This is a genomic window from Duganella sp. Dugasp78 (assembly GCF_059491455.1).
This window is the reverse complement of sequence record NZ_CP168506.1, coordinates 1,100,723-1,115,872: the sequence shown is the minus strand read 5'-3', so window position 1 is coordinate 1,115,872 and position 15,150 is coordinate 1,100,723. Positions and strand designations below refer to the sequence as shown.

Sequence of the window (15,150 nt, the reverse complement as noted above, 5' to 3'; positions counted from 1 at the left end):
TTGTGCATTAGAATGGCTTGCATCTCGGAGACGCAGCCCTATGCCAGGTTACGCAATACGATCTATCGTCCTATGTGGCTTGCTCTTGCTGGCGCTCATGCCTGGCGGCCGCGCCGCGCCTCTCAGCCTGCGGTTTGAGCACCTGGGTATCGAACAGGGATTGACCCAGGAATCCATCACCGCCATCCTGCAGGACCGCCACGGCTACATGTGGCTGGGTACGCAGGCCGGACTGAACCGCTACGACGGCTATCGCACCACCGCGTTCAAGAACGATCCAGCCAACGCTCACAGCCTGCTCGACAACTACATCCATGCGCTGTATGAAGACGGCAACGGCATCATCTGGATCGGCAGCAAGGGCGGGCTGGATCGTTACGAGCCGGCCACGCAGTCCTTCGTTCATCAATTCAGCAAGATCGGCAACCTCACCGTGTTCAGCATTATCGGCGACGGCAAGCAAGGACTGTGGCTGTCCACCAGCGAAGGCTTGCAGCACCTGGACCCCGTCAGCGGCCAGGTGCGGACGCTGCGCCACGTGGCTGCCGATCCGGACAGCCTGGGCGACGACCGCATCGGCGCGCTGGCGCGCGACCCGCTCGGCAACCTGTGGGTAGGCACGGCCAGCGGCCTGGAAGTGATGAAGGCAGGCGGCCATCAGTTCAAGCATTTGACGTCGCGTGACGGCGCCGCGCCATCCAACAATATCCTGTCGTTGTCGATCGGCGCCGACGGCGTGTTATGGGCCGGCACCATGCAAGGCTTGCAGGCCTGGCGCCTGGCCGGCGCCAGCGCCGAGCGCATTGCGCTGGCGCCGGCCGATGATCTGCACGAGCTGCGCATCACCGCGCTGCTGCACGACAGCGATGCCGTGCTCTGGGCCGGCAGCTATACCGACGGCTTGAAGCGGCGCGATCCGGTCTCGCGGCATTTCTACACCTATCGGCACAACAGCCAGGACCGCCACGGCGTCGGCGACAATCAGATCAGCGCGCTGTATCAGGACCGCACCGGCACGCTGTGGGTCGGCAACTGGTACACCGGCCTGGACTGGGTAGACCTGACCAGCGGCGGCTTCGAGCGCTACACCGAATACCCCGGCGTGATGCCCAGCATTAGCAACAACAAGGTGCGCGTCATCACCGGTGCCGGGCCCAACAAGTTCTGGCTGGGCACCGGCAACGGCCTGACCTTGCTCGATACCGTCAAGGGCGACACCCAGGTCTGGCATCACAACGAGCGCGATCCGGCCAGCCTGCCGGGCGACCAGATCCAGGCGCTCCAGACCGACCGGCGCGGCCGCCTGTGGGTCGGCAGCGCGACCGGCCTGGCCTGGCGCGACGCGGCCGGCGGTCCGTTCACGCGGCTGGTGCTGGACGCCGACCCAGCCGCGGAGACGATACAGCGCATCCTGCTCGACCGCGACGGCGTCATCTGGGTGGCCTCGCGCGCCGGGCTGCACCGCGTCGATCCGCATACCAGCGCGGTCCGCACCTGGCGCCACGACGCCACCGACCCGGACAGCCTGGACGGCCGCATCTATTCCCTGATGGAGGACAGCCGCGGTGTGCTGTGGGTCGGCACGGAAAACGGCCTCGATCGCTTCGACCAGGCCAGCGGCACGTTCCGCCACTATCACCACGAGCCCGGCAAGGCGGACAGCCTCAGCCACAAGCGCGTGCACTACACCTACGAGGACGACAAGGGCCGGCTATGGATAGGCACGGCGGCCGGCCTGTGCCGCGCCGAGCACGGCGCCGACGGCACGCTGCATTTCCGCTTTTATCCGACCAGCAGCGGCCGCGCGCCGGATCCGGTCGGCGCCATCCTCGGCGACGAACATGGCCGCCTGTGGATCAGCAGTACATCCGGCGTGGCGATGGTCAATCCCGACACCGGCGCGTTCAAGGAATACACGTCGCGCGACGGCTTGATCGACGGTTCCTACTTCATCGGCGCCGGCTACAAGGCGGCCGACGGCATGCTGTTCTTTGGCGGCCTGTCCGGCGTGACGGCGTTCCAGCCGGCGCGCATCCACGACAACCCGCATCCGCCGCCGGTGTCGATCACCGATTTTTCCATCTTCAACCAGTCCATCCTGACCGGCCAGCCGCGCAGCGACGTGCTGGAAAAGGGGCCGATCTACGAAGCGAAGACGCTCAAGCTGGGCTACCGCGACGCCGTCTTCTCGTTCGAGTTCGCCGGCCTGCACTACGCCGATCCGCAGCGCAACCGCTTTGCCTACCAGCTGGAAGGCTTCGATCCGCAGTGGGTAACGGCCGACGCCGGCAAGCGCTTCGCCACCTACACCAACCTCGACGCCGGCCGCTATGTGTTCCGCGTCAAGGCCGCCAACAAGGACGGGGTCTGGAGCAGCGAGCCGGTGGCGATGGAGGTGATCATCGCGCCGCCGCTGTGGAAGACCTGGTGGTTCCGCATGCTGGCGCTGAGCCTGGTGCTGGGCAGCGTGTACCTGCTGTTCCGCATCCGCATCCGCATGCTGGTGAGGCAGAAGCATGCCCTGGAAGTCGAAGTGGGCAACCGCACGCGCGAGCTGGTGCAGCAGAAGGAATCGATCGAACGCCAGAAGCGCGAGGTCGAACGCCAGAAGGAGAGCGTGGAGCTGGCGCACCGGAATATCTCGCTGCTGTCCGATATCGGCCGCCGCATCACGGCCAACCTGGACAGCGAGGTCATCATGGCGATGCTGTACCAGCAGGTGCATGCGCTGATGGATGCCAGCGTGTTCGGCATCGGCATCTACCGGCCCAAGGAAGAGGTGATCGAGTATCCGTTCGCGATGGAGAAGGGCAAGCGCTACGCGCCCTACACCCGCAGCATGCGCGAGCCCAACCAGCTGGCGGTGTGGTGCATCACGCACGCGCAGGAAGTGTTCATCAACGATCTGGAGCAGGACTACCAGCGTTACATCGATCACCTGGAGCTGGTCTCCGGCGTCGACGACATGGGCACGCTGGAAGACGGCTCGCTGCCGACCGAGCCGCGCTCGCTGATCTATGTGCCGATTTCGGTGGCCGGCCAGGTGCGGGGCGTGATCACGGTGCACAGCTACCGCGTCAACGCCTACCAGCGCATCGACCTCGACATGCTGACCACGCTGGCGTCCTACGTGGCGGTGGCGTTCGCCAACGCCGATTCCTACCGCCAGCTGCGCGACACGCAGCAGCAACTGGTGGAGCGCGAGAAACTGGCGGCACTGGGGGCGCTGGTGGCGGGCGTGGCGCACGAATTGAACACGCCGATCGGCAACAGCCTGGTGATCGCCAGCACGCTGGAGGACAAGACGGCGGAGATCGACCTGCGCCAGTCGCAGAACACCTTGCGCCGCTCCGACCTGACCAGCTTCATCGAGGCGTCGCGCGAAGCATCGCTGCTGCTGATGCGCAGCCTGCGCAACGCGGCGGAACTGGTGAACAGTTTCAAGCAGGTGGCGGTGGACCAGGCCAGCGCCAAGCGGCGCCATTTCAATCTGCACCAGGCCAGCCAGGAAATCGTCACGACGATGAAGAACCAGATCCGCAAGGCCGGCCACCAGGTCGAGCTGGAAATGCCGGACGATATACAGATGGACAGCTTCCCCGGCCCCTATGGCCAGGTCATCATCAACCTGATCAACAACGCGCTGCTGCATGCGTTTGAGGGACGCAGCGGCGGTGTCATCAAGTTATGGGCGGTGCGGCTGGGGCCTGACCATGTACGCATCGTGTTCCAGGATGACGGCAAGGGCATTCAGCTGGAACACCAGGCGCGCATCTTCGATCCGTTCTTCACCACCAAGCTGGGACAGGGCGGCAACGGCCTGGGGCTGAGCATCACCTACAACATCGTCACCTCGCTGCTGGACGGCACCATCCGGGTCGACAGCGCGCTCGATGTGGGCACGCGCTTTACGCTGGACCTGCCGCTGAAGGCGACGCTGTTGGGCGATTAGGCGGCGAGGCTCAGATGCCCCAGATGATGCTCTCGTTTTCCTGCTTGGCCGAACGCAGCATTTCCAACAGCGGGAAGGCGCGGGCGGCGAAGCCGACCCGTTGCATCACCGCGTGTTCCATCGTTTCGCCATCTTCCTTCTCCGGGGTGTGGATGTCGTGCTCGATGTCCGTCTCCGGATGCAATTTACTTGCAGCAACTTCACCCTCCAGCAAGGACAGCGCGTGCGCCGCTTCCTCGGCGGTGATGACGCCGCGCGTAGGATTTTTGTGGAGCAAGTCCAAGATACGCTGGGCGTGTTCCTGATACATCAGGACTTCGGGGCTGGACTTTGATTTGAAGGAAATTAACATAGAGTGCTTTCTTAATCTTGTAGTTGGAACGATAGCACGACGCACTGTTTCTTGCCTGAGCGGCCTGTCGTAATCAAGACATCAGGCCTCGGGTGCCACTATACAAGAGGCGAGCCGGTCTGTATGAGCGGTAGCGTACACTGGATTAAGCATTTCCTAAGCCTGGGGCCCGGTTTCAGTTCAGTTTGAACGAGCTCAGATAGGTTTCAACGGTGTCCTGCACGATATGCTTGTCGCGCCCCATGACGATCACCTGGTAAATCCGCTTGTCCCTGGCGATGAAGCGACCGGTCAGGCGCATCGCCTCGCCGTTCTGGCTGCCCTTGGCCTCGACGTCGAGCACGGCCTGCTTGCCGTCGGTGGATGATTTGCTGCTGGTGACGGTGGCGCCGATATTGTTGACCAGCGCGGTCTTCATGGCTTCGATGGCGGCCGGGCCCTGGGCTGCCTCCGGCACTTGGGCGCTGCCGACCGCGAACACCACGCCGTCCACTTCGGTGGCCGTCATGGTCATGTTCAAGGCCAGTGTGTCGAGCTGGATGCTGCGGGTCTGGCTGGCCGGCTTGCCGGGGAAGAGCACGGCGTAGGGCGCGTCATTGCTGCGGTAGTCGCGCCAATCGTATTGCGGGCTGCAAGCCGACAGGGAGGCCGCCAGCAGCAGCGCCAGGGAGATTTTTTTCATCAGGACTTTGCTTTCTTCTTGTGGTTTTCTTCCTGGCGCTTCCAGTCGTCGATGTGGACTTGCTGGCGCAGCACGCGGGAGTTCGGATCGATAGTGTAAAGCGCTTGCGGCGGCAGCGTCAGTTCGCCTTTGCCGTCGGTCATGGCCAGCTTTTCGATCTGGCCGTTGACGCGCACTTCGACCGGCATCGGGAAGGCGCCGCCGTCCTTCAGCTTCCAGCTCAGTTTGAGCTGATTGCCGCTGCGCTCCTCGACCAGTTCCGGCAGCGCCGCGTGATACAGGTAGGCATCGAAGAACCAGCCCAGGTCGCGGCCGCTGGTTTCGTTGGCGATGGCGATGAATTCCCTGGTGCTGCTGTAGCGCGGCGTGAAGTTGCCCGGCTTGGGTGTCTCGGTGCCGTAGACCATGCGGCGCGTGGCGCGGAAGAAGGCGTCGTCTCCGATCAGGTTGCGCAGCGTGTGCAGGATCAGCGAGCCCTTGGCATAGATGTCGTTGCCGGGGCCACCGCGTTCGCTTTCGTAGACATCTTCGATGCGCTTCGATGTTCCGCTGACCACGGCAACCTTGTTGAGCAGCGCCTTGCGCTGGGTGAACAGCTCGGCCTGGAATTCGCTTTCTCCTCGCAGGTGCTCCAGGTACAGCGGCTGCATATAGCTGCCGAAGCCTTCATGCAGCCACATATCGTCCCAGTCGGCGTTGGTCATCTGGTTGCCGAACCATTCGTGCGACAGCTCGTGGTGCAGCAGCCAGTCGTAACCGAACGGCGACTTGGTGTAACCATTGCCGTAGGCGTTGATGGTCTGGTGCTCCATGCCCAGGTGCGGGGTTTCGACCACGCCCATCTTCTCGTCGCCGAACGGATAGGGGCCGATGCGGGCCTCGAAGAAATCCAGCATCGGCGCGAATTCGGCGAACAGGCCCCGGGCCTGTTTGTCGTGGCCCTTCAGGTACCACATGCGCAGAGGGATCTTGTTGCCGTAGCGGCTGTCGTAGTCGCCGGACAGCATGTCGTACGGGCCGATATTCAGGGCGACGCCGTAGGTGCTGGGGTTCTTCGCGCGCCAGTGGTAGGTGCGCCAGCCGTCTTTTTCATCCATGCCGAGCGCGACGCCGTTGCCCGCCACCACCAGCGGTGACGGTACGCTGATGTGCAGGTCGATCAGCTTGGGCTTGCCTTGCGGATGGTCGATGCAAGGCCAGAACAGGTCGCAGCCTTCGCCTTCGACGGTGGTGGAAATCCACGGCTGGCCGTCTGCGGTTTTGCTCCACATGAAGGCGCCGTCCCACGGCGCGTGCGAGGCCACGTGCGGCACGCCGTGGTAGCGGATGCGCACGGTCGTGCGGGCGCCGGCCGCCAGCGGCATCGGCAGGGTCAGGTAAAGGCGGCCGTCCGGGTTGCTGATCGCCGCCGGCGCCAGCTGCACGCCGTCGACGCTGGCGTAATCGATGGGCAGGTTGCGGTCCAGCTCGACCGCGATGCGGGTCAGCGGCGTGCTGGCCAGGAAGGTCAGCGCGGCGTCGCCGCTGATGCTGCGGGTGGCGGGATCGACGCGCAGCGCCAGGTCGGCTTTTTCAAACGTCACGGCCAGCTGTTCCGGCGCGCGCGGGCTGCCGGAGTTGGCAGTGAAGTCGGTCAGCGGCAGCTGGGAGGTGGCGCAGCCGGCCAGCAGCGCGCTGGCGGCAAGGTAGAGGGGCAGGCGTGTCATTGATTTCCCGGCGGGTTGTAGGGCACCAGGCAATATAGCAGCAAGGCTCATGAAGAGGTGACGCTTAGCGCCGGGCTTGGCAGAATTAAGCACGGCCTTTGGGTGTGTGGCCTCTGCTTCGGAGATCGGGGCGCTCAACGGTCGCGCAGTGCGCGCCGGTACTGAATGGCTTCGCTCACATGGGGTTCAAGGATGCGCTCGCTGCCGGCCAGGTCGGCGATGGTGCGCGCCACGCGCAGGATGCGGTGGTAGGCGCGGCCGGACCAGTGGAAGCATTCCATGCTGAGTTTCAGGCTGGCCTTGCCGGGACGGTCGAGCTTGCAGTACTGGTCGATCTCGCGCGTGCTCAGGTATTGGTTGCGCTTGCCCTGGCGTTGCAGCTGGCGGTTGGTGGCCGCCTGCACGCGGGCGGCGATCACGCGCGTCGGTTCGCCGTCGGCGTCCGCCGCCAGGATCTCGGGATCGACCGCTCCCACTTCCATCTGGATGTCGATGCGGTCCAGCAGCGGCCCGGAGACGCGGCCCTGGTAGCGATTGATGATGTCCGGCGAGCAGCGGCAGATGCCGCTGACGTGGCCGTCATAGCCGCAGGGGCAGGGGTTCATCGCGGCGATCAGCTGGAAGTGCGCGGGGAAGTCGGCCTGCCGGGCGGCGCGCGAGATGGTGATGCGGCCCGACTCCATCGGCTCGCGCAGCACATCGAGCACGCTGCGGGCGAACTCCGGCAGCTCATCAAGAAACAGCACGCCCCGGTGCGCCAGCGAAATCTCCCCCGGCCTCGGCACGCTGCCGCCGCCGACCAGCGCCACGCCGGACGAAGTATGGTGGGGCGAGCGGAAAGGGCGGCGCTTCCATTGCTCGATGCGGAAGTTGCCGGTCAGCGAATGCACGGCGGCCGCTTCCAAGGCCTCCTCGTCCGTCATCTCCGGCAGCAGGCCGGCGAAGCGCGCCGCCAGCATGGTCTTGCCGGCGCCCGGCGGACCGACCAGCAGAACCGAGTGATTGCCCGCGGCCGCCACCTCCAGCGCCCGCTTGACGAGCAGCTGGCCCTTGACGTCGGCAAAGTCGGGATACTCCAGCTGCGTCACCAGCGGCGCCGCGTCATGGCGCGACAGCATGGACTCGACCGACTTGGCCGCGAAGTGACCGCACACCTGCAGCAGCGACTGCGCCGGGTAGATGGCGGCGTTGCCGACCAGCGCCGCCTCGTCGGCGTTGGCCAGCGGCAGGATGAAGGCCAGCGTGCCGCCGTCGCGGCGCGTGGCCAGCGACATCGCCAGCGCGCCGCGTATCGGCCGCAGCTCGCCGGACAAGGACAGCTCGCCGGCGAACTCATACTGATGCAGGCGGTTGGAGGGGATCTGTTTGGAGGCGGCAAGTATGCCCAGCGCGATGGGCAAATCGAAGCGGCCGGACTCCTTCGGTAAATCCGCCGGCGCCAGATTCACGGTGATGCGTTGTGCGGGAAATTCGAAGCCGCCGTTCTGGATGGCGGCGCGGACACGGTCCTTGGCTTCCTTGACCTCGGTGTCGGCGAGCCCGACGATGGTGAAGGCCGGCAGCCCGTTGGCCAGATGCACTTCGACGCTGACCTCCTGCGCCTCCATGCCCGCCAGGGCGCGGCTTTTGAGTACGGCTAGGCTCATGGGTTAGCGGACGACCAGTGGATATCAGCGGCCAGCGTAGCCCAGGCCCGCAACCGTGCCTTGCGCTAGCCCAAACGGGCGCAGCGTTGGCCTGAGGCGAGTTTACAAAATGCAACAGTGCGCAGGGTGTTTCTGAACGAATTGTTTATAATATTTAAAGAACAAAGCGCCATGGCAGGTGCCGGCGGTCCAGTTGCAGCAAATCCAATAGAAAGTGGGTCATATGAAAGCAGCACGAACAGTCAGGATGTCCTTGCAGTGTCTTGCCGGCGCAATCGTCGGTCTGGTCATCGCCATCGGCAGCGCCCAGGCGGCACCGGCCAGGGCGGCCAGCGCGACTTGCTCCAATCCACAACCGATGACCTTGCCGACCGTCTTGAATGGCGCCGCCAACGTCTGCCTGGTCACGGCCGGCACCATCGACAGCGTCGTGTCCAAGGGAGCGAGCACGTTCACGATCAACGGCGTGTCGTACGCCAATGTGTCGTCGACCCAGATGCCTGCTCGCGTCAACGGTAACTATTACCTGCGCTACGTGGCCAGGCAGAGTGGGGCACAATTGCAGGTCAACGGCAGCAACAACAGCGGTGCCGTCAACTACACCCTGGCGCTCGCTCATGGCGGCAGCGGCAGCGGTTCCACCAGCCCGGCGCCAGGCAACTACAGCTACAAGGCCGGCAGCGCGGTCACGATCACGGCGACGCCGCTGCAGGGTTCCGTCTTTTCCGGCTGGAGCGGCTCCGTCTCCTCCAGCACCAGTCCGCTGACGATCACCATGGACGGCAACAAGTCGCTGACCGCGTACTTTGCCACGGCGAGCAGCGACGCCGGCTTGAAGTCGCTGGCGAGCTTCCCGATCGGCGTGGCTGTGAATGCGGGCTTCGAGAACAACAGCATCATCAGCAGCGGCACCAGCGCCCAGCAGCAGGCCGTGGTGTTCCCCAATTTCAACCAAATGACGGCCGGCAACATCATGAAGATGAGCTACCTGCATCCGCAGGAGAACACCTTCACATTCAGCCAGGCCGATGAGTTCGTTGGTTTCGCGAGCGCCCATGCCATGAATGTGCATGCGCATACGCTAATCTGGCATGCCGATTATCAGGTGCCTGGTTTCATGACGAACTACAGCGGCGACTTTGCCGCCATGCTGAAGACCCACGTCCAAACCATCGTGTCGCACTTCCAGGGCAAGGTGGTGAGCTGGGACGTGGTCAATGAGGCTCTGGCCGACGATGGGCAGCCAACGATCGATAACATCCTGCGCAGCACCGTGTTTAGCCAAAAGATGGGCCAGGCCTTCATCGATCAGGCCTTCCTCAATGCGCGCGCGGTCGATCCGCAAGTCGACCTGTTCTACAACGATTACAACATCGAAGCCGGCGGACTGAAGACGACGAACCTGCTGTCCCTGGTCGACGGCATGCGCTCGCGCGGCGTTCCTATCACCGGCGTGGGCTTCCAGATGCACGTGACCATCGACTGGCCGAGCATCAACGCCATCGAGGCGTCGCTGAAGGCGGTGGCGGATCGCGGCTTGAAGGTGAAAATCAGCGAAATGGACGTGAGCATGAGAAGCGCCTATTCCAGTTTCACGACGGACGCTGCCACCCGCCAGCAGCAGCGCTATCACGACATCGTTGCCGCCTACCTGCGGGCGGTGCCGGCGGCGCAGCGGGCCGGGATCACGGTGTGGGGCGTGTGGGATGCCGACAGCTGGATCAACCAGCCCGGATTGCCCGACTGGCCCTTGTTGTTTGATGGTAACTTCCAACCCAAGCCTGCCATGCAAGGCTTCAAGGACGCCTTGCTGGGGAACTGAGCGGGCGCCAGCCCCAACGAGGCTACAACTCCTTGAGTTCCGTATGGAGCTCCTCGATGCGGATCAGGCGCTGCCGCCCGGCGACGCCGGCCTTGTCGATCACTTGCGAGGCCAGCACGTGGCACAGCGCCATCACGGCGGCATGGTTGTCGAGCGGCGTGGTGCTGGTGGTGTCGCACTTCAGCACCCATGTCGCGCCGAGGTCGCTGCGGTTGGCGGAATCGGTGATCAGCAGGGTGCGCACGCCGGCCCGGCTGACCGCCGTGATCAGCGCCGCCAGCCCCGGCGTGCGGCGGCGTAGTCCAAACACGATGAACAGATCGTCCGGCTGCAAACCCACCAGGTACTCGCCCATGGTCTCGCCCGAGACCGGCAACAGGTAGACATTGTTGCGGAACTGGATAAATTGCCAGCGCAAATAGGCGGCGAAGAAATAATTGTTGCGCTGGCCGAATACCCGCACCTGCCGCGCCCCGGCGATCGCGGCGCCGATGACGTCGACGTCGGCGGCCGACATGCCGGCGAACGTGCCCTGGATGTTTTGCACGCTGGCCGCGACGTGTTGTTCAAACGGGCCCTGCGCCTCGGCCGCCTCATCGTCCGCCCCCTTGCGGTCCAACAAGTACAGCGGCGATCCCCAATCCATGTTCTGCCGCGACAGCCGCCGCATCTGGTCGTAGTTCTCGTAGCCCAGTCGCTGCACCAGCCGCGTCATCGTCGCGTTCGAGACGCCGGCCATCCTGGTCACCTCGGAGGCGGAATAACTGGCCAGCTGGCCTGGCGCTTCCAGGATGACAATCGCCAGCCGCCTTTCCGCCTGCGGCAACTGGTCCAGATGTTGCTGTATCCAGCTCGACAGGTCGTCGGCGGAGGAGGTTTCTTTTGTCATGGCAGGCATTTTAAAGCCATCCAGTCGTCGCGTGTGGACGTCACGCGACTATCCGGCCCCTATTTCCACGACGTGCGTGTGAAATGATTGACTCGACATGAAAAAAGATTTTCAATGGTTAAAAATAAGAGAAAATAATTTACCGGAGATCCCTATGAACATGTCAGACTGCAACACAAGTACTGGATATACCGAACTGGGCGCCGGCGTGATGGCGCGTGCGCAAGCGTTGGCCGCTTGCACCGAAGCGCCAGGCATGATGACGCGCAGCTTTCTCACGCCGGCCCACCACGCGGCCGCGGCCCAGCTGGCCGCATGGATGGTTGAAGCCGGCATGAGCGTGCGCCGCGATGCCGTCGGCAACGTCATCGGCCGTTACGAGGGCCTCGAGCCGGGTGCGCCCGCGCTGCTGACCGGCTCGCATTTCGACACCGTCCCCAACGGCGGCATCTACGACGGCAACCTGGGCATCCTGCTGCCGATCGCCTGCGTCGCCCGCTGGCATGCGCAGGGACGGCGCTTCGCCCACGCCATCGAGGTGATCGGTTTCGCCGAGGAGGAGGGCGTGCGCTTCAAGGCCACCCTGCTGGGTAGCCGGGCGATCGCCGGTGCCTTCGACCTGCGCGTGCTCGACAACACCGACGCCGCCGGCGTCACCATGCGCCAGGCCATCGACAGTGCCGGCCTGGGCTACAGCTGCGCCGACCTGGCCGCCGCCGCGATGGCGCCGGAGCGCATGCTGGGCTTTCTGGAAGTGCATATCGAGCAGGGCCCGGTGCTGCTGGACGAAGGCCTGGCGCTGGGCATCGTCACCGGCATCGCCGGCGCCACGCGCATGCAGGTGGAGGTGACGGGCGTGGCCGGCCACGCCGGCACCGTGCCGATGGCCGGACGCCGCGATGCCGCGATGGCGGCGGCGGAAATCTCACTGGCGATCGAGCAGCGCTGCAGCGGCGTCGCGGGGCTGGTGGGCACGGTCGGCCAGTTCGACGTGCCGGGCGGCGCGGCCAACGTGGTGCCGGGCCGCGCGCTGTTCTCCATCGACGTGCGCGCCGAGCAGGACGCGCAGCGCGAAGCGGCGGTGGCGGACATCCTCGCCGCCATCGAACGCATCGCCGCGCGGCGGGACGTGACCACGCAGGTGCGCCAGACGCACGAGGCGCGCAGCGTGCCGTGCGCGCCCGCGCTGTGCGGGCAACTGGAGGCGGCGCTGCAACGCGCCGGCCTGCCCGCGCGCCGGCTGCCGTCTGGCGCCGGCCATGACGCCATGGTGATGGCCGCCCGCACCGACATGGCGATGCTGTTTATCCGCTGCGGCAACGGCGGCATCTCCCACAATCCGCTCGAAACCATGACCGCCGAAGACGCCGCGCTGGCAGCCCGCGTGGTGAGCGATTTCATCGAACACTTCCAGCCATCCGGCAATCACAAGGACCGCACGCTATGACACTCACCCCCATCCAGTCCCGCCTGGCCAGCTGGATCGACGACCACTTCGACGCCGAGGTGGCCTTCCTGCAAGACGTCGTCCGCATCCCGACCGACACGCCGCCCGGCAACAACGCGCCCCACGCGCACGCGGTGGCCGCGATGCTGGACGGGCTAGGCTGGGCGGTCGAGCGTCATGCGGTGCCGGACGACGCGGTCCGCGCCTACGGCATGGAGACCATCACCAACCTGATCGTGCGCCGCCGCTACGCCGCGCCAGGGCCGACGCTGGCGCTCACCGCCCACGGCGACGTGGTGCCGCCGGGCGAAGGCTGGACCCGTCCGCCCTACGGCGGCGTGATCGAGGACGGCCGCCTGTACGGCCGCGCGGCCGCCGTCTCGAAAAGCGACTTCGCCACCTATGTGTTCGCGGTGCGCGCGCTGGAGGCGCTGGGCATCGCGCTGCGCGGCAGCCTGGAGCTGCATTTCACCTACGACGAGGAGTTTGGCGGCTTGCTCGGTCCCGGCTGGCTGCTGGAGCAGGGGCTGAGCCATCCGGATTTCGTCATCGCGGCCGGCTTCAGCTACCAGATCGTCACCGCCCACAACGCCAGCCTGCAACTGGAGGTCACCGTGCACGGCAAGTCCGGCCACGGCGCGATGCCGGAGACCGGCCACGACGCCCTGCAGGCCGCCACGCGCATCCTCAACGCCGTCTACGCGCAGTTGCCGGTGCTGCGCGACATCCGCTCGCAAGTGCCGGGCATCACCTCGCCGACCATGCTGGTGGGGCGCATCGACGGCGGCACCAACACCAACGTCGTGCCCGGCAAGGTGGTGATGAAGCTCGACCGCCGCATGATCCCCGAGGAAGACCCGGTCGCGGTCGAGGCGCAGCTGCGCGAGTTGATCGCCGCCGCCGTCGACGGCGTGCCGGGCATACGGATCGAGATCAAGCGGCTGCTGTTGTCGGAAGCGCTGCGGCCGCTGCCGGCGGTGGCGCCGCTGGTCGCCAGCCTGCAACGCAACGCGCAGCACGTCATCGGCGAGGCGATCCCGGCGGTGGGCACGCCGCTGTACGCCGATGCCCGGCTGTACGGAGCGCAGGGCATACCGGCCGTGCTGTACGGCGCCGGCCCGCGCACGGTGCCGGAGTCGAACGCCAAGCGCGGCGACGAGCACCTGGTGCTGGAGGACTTGCGGCGCGCCACCAAGGTGGTCGCCATGACCCTGCTCGATTTCCTGCAAGCCGACGCGACGCGATAAGCGCCCGCCCCGGTCAAAAACTTTTCAGTTCAACGTAGACAACAAGGGGTAACAGCAATGCGATTTTTCAAATCACTATTTGGCCAGATCGTGCTGGCGATGTGTATCGGTGTGGTCGTGGGCATGGCGTATCCGGCGTTCGGCCAGAGCCTCAAGCCGCTGGGCGACGGCTTCATCAAGCTGATCAAGATGCTGATTCCCTGCATCGTATTCTGCGTGGTGGTGCAGGGCATCCACGGCGCGGGCGAACTGAAAAAAGTGGGCCGGGTCGGGCTCAAGGCGCTGATCTATTTCGAGGCCGTCACCACCGTGGCGCTGGCGCTGGGCCTGTTGCTGGCATATGTGTTCCATCCCGGCGCCGGCATGAACATCGACGCCGCCACACTCGACGCCTCGGCGATGAGCAACTACGTCAGCACCGCCAACACCGTCCGGAACACCGGCTTCAGCGAGTTCATCATGAAGCTGATTCCGAGCACCGCGGTGAGCGCGTTTACCTCGGGCGATGTGTTGCAGGTATTGCTGTTCTCGGTGCTGTTCGGCTGCGCGCTGTCGCTGGTCGGCGACAGGGCCGCGCCGGTGGCCACGCTGATCGACGGCCTGGCCGCCGCCTTCTTCAAGTGCATGTCCTTCATCATCAAGCTGGCGCCGCTGGGCGTGTTCGGCGCGATCGCCTTCACCGTCGGCAAATACGGCATCGGTTCGCTCAAGCAGCTGGGCATGCTGGTGCTGCTGTTCTACGGCGCGGTGGCCATCCTGGTGTTCGGCATCCTCGGCACGATTTTGCGGCTGGCCGGCTTCAACATCCTGAAGCTGATCGGCTACCTGCGCGAGGAACTGCTGATCGTGCTGGGCACCGCCTCGTCCGACAGCGTGCTGCCGCAGGTGATGCGCAAGCTGAAATACCTGGGCATCAAGGACGCCACCGTCGGCCTGGTGATCCCGACCGGCTACTCCTTCAACCTCGACGCCTTCTCGATCTACCTGACGCTGGCGGCGGTATTCATCGCCCAGGCCACCAACACGCCGCTGGCGGGCGGCGACCTGCTGGCGATCCTGGCCATCGCGCTGATCACCTCCAAGGGCGCGCATGGCGTGCCCGGCTCGGCGATCGTGATCCTGGCGGCCACGCTGACGGCGATCCCGGCGATTCCCGTGGTCGGCCTGGTGCTGGTGCTGTCGGTGGACTGGTTCATGGGCATCGCCCGCGCCGCCGGCAACCTGCTGGGCAACTGCGTGGCCACCGTGGTGGTCGCCGCATGGGAGAAGGACATCGACCACGAGCGGGCCCATGCGGTATTGAACGACAACCGCGCCGCCATCGAGCGCTACGACGCTGAGCAGGTCAAGCTTAACGCGGCAGCGGGACAGCCGGGCTGATTTATCCATCGCATCACCACTTCCAAA

The 15,150-nt window shown here is 65.2% G+C and carries 10 protein-coding genes; 5 read left to right on the top strand and 5 right to left on the bottom strand.

The genetic code is table 11. From position 1 onward, the window contains the following. The first annotated feature begins 85 nt into the window (after positions 1-85). Complete coding sequence (locus tag ACEN9O_RS05020; protein ID WP_495616541.1) at positions 86-3,952, top strand: sensor histidine kinase; 3,867 nt, start codon at positions 86-88, stop codon at positions 3,950-3,952. 10 nt (positions 3,953-3,962) lie between these two features. On the opposite strand, the gene ACEN9O_RS05015 is transcribed toward ACEN9O_RS05020, so the two are convergent. The 4 genes from ACEN9O_RS05015 to ACEN9O_RS05000 all read right to left on the bottom strand — a co-directional run bounded on the left by ACEN9O_RS05015 (position 3,963) and on the right by ACEN9O_RS05000 (position 8,338). Further along, positions 3,963-4,304 carry a DUF1840 domain-containing protein gene (locus ACEN9O_RS05015; protein WP_495616540.1) on the bottom strand — a complete coding sequence of 114 codons (342 nt, stop codon included), beginning with the start codon at positions 4,302-4,304 and terminating at the stop codon, positions 3,963-3,965. A gap of 175 nt (positions 4,305-4,479) precedes the next feature. Then, positions 4,480-4,986 (bottom strand): hypothetical protein, encoded by a 507-nt coding sequence (locus ACEN9O_RS05010; protein ID WP_495616539.1) that lies wholly within the window; start codon positions 4,984-4,986, stop codon positions 4,480-4,482. Continuing rightward, positions 4,986-6,692 (bottom strand): M1 family metallopeptidase, encoded by a 1,707-nt coding sequence (locus ACEN9O_RS05005; RefSeq protein WP_495616538.1) that lies wholly within the window; start codon positions 6,690-6,692, stop codon positions 4,986-4,988. Before ACEN9O_RS05005 ends, ACEN9O_RS05010 begins: the two co-directional genes overlap by 1 nt. A gap of 134 nt (positions 6,693-6,826) precedes the next feature. Then, positions 6,827-8,338 carry a YifB family Mg chelatase-like AAA ATPase gene (locus tag ACEN9O_RS05000; RefSeq protein ID WP_495616537.1) on the bottom strand — a complete coding sequence of 504 codons (1,512 nt, stop codon included), beginning with the start codon at positions 8,336-8,338 and terminating at the stop codon, positions 6,827-6,829. A gap of 247 nt (positions 8,339-8,585) precedes the next feature. On the opposite strand from ACEN9O_RS05000, the gene ACEN9O_RS04995 reads away from it, so the two are divergent. Next, positions 8,586-10,160, top strand: a complete 1,575-nt coding sequence (locus ACEN9O_RS04995; RefSeq protein ID WP_495616536.1) for an endo-1,4-beta-xylanase — start codon at positions 8,586-8,588, stop codon at positions 10,158-10,160. A 22-nt stretch (positions 10,161-10,182) separates the two neighbouring features. On the opposite strand, the gene ACEN9O_RS04990 is transcribed toward ACEN9O_RS04995, so the two are convergent. Continuing rightward, positions 10,183-11,049: a MurR/RpiR family transcriptional regulator gene (locus ACEN9O_RS04990; RefSeq protein ID WP_495616535.1), complete on the bottom strand. Its 867-nt coding sequence runs from the start codon at positions 11,047-11,049 to the stop codon at positions 10,183-10,185. Positions 11,050-11,209: 160 nt separating this feature from the next. Between ACEN9O_RS04990 and ACEN9O_RS04985 the strand changes: the two genes are divergently transcribed. Genes ACEN9O_RS04985 through ACEN9O_RS04975 form a run of 3 tightly spaced genes read left to right on the top strand, consistent with a single transcriptional unit; the run spans position 11,210 to position 15,123 of the window. Further along, positions 11,210-12,496, top strand: a complete 1,287-nt coding sequence (locus tag ACEN9O_RS04985; RefSeq protein WP_495618427.1) for an allantoate amidohydrolase — start codon at positions 11,210-11,212, stop codon at positions 12,494-12,496. Then, complete coding sequence (locus ACEN9O_RS04980) at positions 12,493-13,743, top strand: M20/M25/M40 family metallo-hydrolase (protein ID WP_495616534.1); 1,251 nt, start codon at positions 12,493-12,495, stop codon at positions 13,741-13,743. The genes ACEN9O_RS04985 and ACEN9O_RS04980 overlap by 4 nt, the downstream gene beginning before the upstream one ends. Before the next feature lie 57 nt (positions 13,744-13,800). Then, the gene (locus tag ACEN9O_RS04975; protein ID WP_495616533.1) at positions 13,801-15,123 is read left to right on the top strand and encodes a C4-dicarboxylate transporter DctA; all 1,323 of its coding nucleotides are present in this window, start codon (positions 13,801-13,803) and stop codon (positions 15,121-15,123) included. Positions 15,124-15,150: the final 27 nt, after the last annotated feature.

What these genes read in the sequence shown, in the direction of transcription:
- ACEN9O_RS05015 (WP_495616540.1), bottom strand. Translation starts at nt 4,304, where the DNA reads ATGTTAATTTCCTTCAAATCAAAGTCCAGCCCCGAAGTCCTGATGTAT.
- ACEN9O_RS05010 (WP_495616539.1), bottom strand. Translation starts at nt 4,986, where the DNA reads ATGAAAAAAATCTCCCTGGCGCTGCTGCTGGCGGCCTCCCTGTCGGCT.
- ACEN9O_RS05005 (WP_495616538.1), bottom strand. Translation starts at nt 6,692, where the DNA reads ATGACACGCCTGCCCCTCTACCTTGCCGCCAGCGCGCTGCTGGCCGGC.
- ACEN9O_RS05000 (WP_495616537.1), bottom strand. Translation starts at nt 8,338, where the DNA reads ATGAGCCTAGCCGTACTCAAAAGCCGCGCCCTGGCGGGCATGGAGGCG.
- ACEN9O_RS04995 (WP_495616536.1), top strand. Translation starts at nt 8,586, where the DNA reads ATGTCCTTGCAGTGTCTTGCCGGCGCAATCGTCGGTCTGGTCATCGCC.
- ACEN9O_RS04990 (WP_495616535.1), bottom strand. Translation starts at nt 11,049, where the DNA reads ATGACAAAAGAAACCTCCTCCGCCGACGACCTGTCGAGCTGGATACAG.
- ACEN9O_RS04985 (WP_495618427.1), top strand. Translation starts at nt 11,210, where the DNA reads ATGTCAGACTGCAACACAAGTACTGGATATACCGAACTGGGCGCCGGC.
- ACEN9O_RS04980 (WP_495616534.1), top strand. Translation starts at nt 12,493, where the DNA reads ATGACACTCACCCCCATCCAGTCCCGCCTGGCCAGCTGGATCGACGAC.
- ACEN9O_RS04975 (WP_495616533.1), top strand. Translation starts at nt 13,801, where the DNA reads ATGCGATTTTTCAAATCACTATTTGGCCAGATCGTGCTGGCGATGTGT.